Origin of the sequence: Aestuariivirga sp., assembly GCF_046093005.1 — a bacterium.
Classification (GTDB): Bacteria; Pseudomonadota; Alphaproteobacteria; order Rhizobiales; family Aestuariivirgaceae; genus Aestuariivirga.
The window spans coordinates 1-1822 of the sequence record NZ_JBJTER010000138.1 but is presented as its reverse complement, the minus strand read 5'-3'; the positions used below and the strand labels follow the sequence as shown (position 1 = coordinate 1822).

Annotated in this window: 2 protein-coding genes and 1 pseudogene; 2 read left to right on the top strand and 1 reads right to left on the bottom strand. The window is 68.3% G+C overall.

The window, feature by feature from the left end:
• The coding region (locus ACKOED_RS12025; protein WP_408916832.1) for an aldehyde dehydrogenase family protein at positions 1-518 on the top strand (518 nt) is incomplete at its 5' end.
• Here the strand turns inward: ACKOED_RS12025 and ACKOED_RS12020 are convergent.
• Complete coding sequence (locus tag ACKOED_RS12020; protein WP_408916833.1) at positions 510-1700, bottom strand: DNA polymerase IV; 1191 nt, start codon at positions 1698-1700, stop codon at positions 510-512. The genes ACKOED_RS12025 and ACKOED_RS12020 overlap by 9 nt on opposite strands.
• Between ACKOED_RS12020 and ACKOED_RS12015 the strand changes: the two are divergent.
• Positions 1689-1822: pseudogene (locus ACKOED_RS12015) on the top strand (NADP-dependent isocitrate dehydrogenase); the annotation flags it as partial. The gene ACKOED_RS12020 and the pseudogene ACKOED_RS12015 sit on opposite strands and share 12 nt — an antisense overlap.

Here is a 1822-nt window from a genome sequence, read left to right as displayed (position 1 = left end):
ACATAGGCCCGGTCATCGATGAGGAGGCGCGGGCCGGGCTGGAAGCGCACAAGGTGCGGATGCGCGCCGAAGCGAAAACCATTTGCGAACTGGCATTGCCCGCGCCTTGCGCGCGCGGCAGCTTCGTGGCGCCCGCCGCCTATGAGCTTTCATCGCTGGCGCCGCTGTCGCGTGAGGTGTTCGGGCCGATCCTGCATGTGGTGCGCTTTGCGGGCGGCAGGCTGGAAGAGGTGTGCGCGGCGCTCAACGCCACGGGCTATGGCCTGACGCTGGGGCTTCACACCCGGATCGAGCGCACGGCGGCCGAGGTGCGCCGCCTCGTCCGGGTCGGCAACCTCTATGTCAACCGCAACCAGATCGGCGCGGTGGTGGGCGCCCAGCCATTCGGCGGCGAGGGGCTGTCCGGCACCGGGCCCAAGGCGGGCGGGCCGCATTATCTCCTGCGTTTCGCGACCGAGCGCGTGGTCTCGACCGATACCACCGCATCGGGCGGCAATGCCGCGCTGATGTCACTCTGACTCGTCGTCCTGTCTAAAGCCGATGCCGCGGGCGACCGCGGCGCGGCCGAACTTGTCCCTGATGCGGTCAACCGCCAGTTCGGCCTTGGCCTGGGTTGCGGCGGTCAAGTCCAGCGTTTCGGTTTCCTGCGTGGCGCTGGCCGCGGTGAGGCCTGAAATGCCAACCCCGATCAGCCGGAAGGCGGTTCCCACTGCTTCGCGCCGCAGCAGCGGACGTGCCGCCTCATAGATGCGGGCGGCGAGTGCCGTGGGGTCGGCGAGCGTCACGTTGCGGGTGCGGATGCGGAAATCGGCGGTCTTGAGTTTCAGCACCACGGTGTGGCCGGCGACGCCATCGGCCTTGGCGCGGCGCGACACCCGCTCGGCCAGCGGCCACAGCAGGCGCTCGAGCTCGGCGACGTCGCGGATATCGCTGTCGAAGGTGGTTTCGGCGCTGATCGATTTCGCCTGATCGTCGGTCGAGACGATGCGCCGGTCCTCGCCGCGCGACAGGTGATAGAGCCTCGCCCCCATGCTGCCGTAGCGGCGCATCAGTTCCGCTTTCTCCATCGCCTGCAGCTGGCCGATCATGGTGATGCCGTCCTTCGCCAGGTCCTCCTGCATGGCCTTGCCCACACCCCAGATGAACCCCACCGGCTTACCGGCGAGAAAGCGCAGCGTTTCGGCCCGGCCCAGCACCGAGAAGCCGCGCGGCTTCTCGAGGTCGGAGGCGAGCTTGGCCAGAAACTTGTGGTGCGACAGGCCCACTGAGCCGGTGATGCCCTCCTGCTGCTGGATGCGGCCGATGAGCCGGGCGAGCGTCATGGCCGGGCTCATGCCATGCAGCCTTTGCGTGCCGGTGAGATCGAGAAACGCCTCGTCGATGGACAATGGCTCGACCAGCGGCGTCACCTCCAGCATGAGGGCGCGCACCTGGTGGCCGGCTTCGGAATATTTCGCCATGTCGGGCCTGATCACCACCGCATCGGGGCACAGCTTCAGCGCCTTGAACATCGGCATCGCCGATTTGACGCCGTGGATGCGCGCCACATAGCAGGCGGTGGAAACCACGCCGCGGGTGCCGCCGCCGACGATCACCGGCTTGTCGGCGAGTTCCGGCCGGTCGCGCTTCTCGACGGCGGCATAGAAGGCATCGCAGTCGATGTGAGCGATCGACAGCGTGTGAAGCTCGGGGTGGCGCAGGGCTTCGGGTCGCTCGGCCTGATGCCCTCGGTGTGGATGACGCCCGACGGCAAGACGGGGGCAGCCGAGGCCGCGCATGGCCCCGTTACCCGCCAGTACCGCCTGCACCAGCAGGGCAAGCA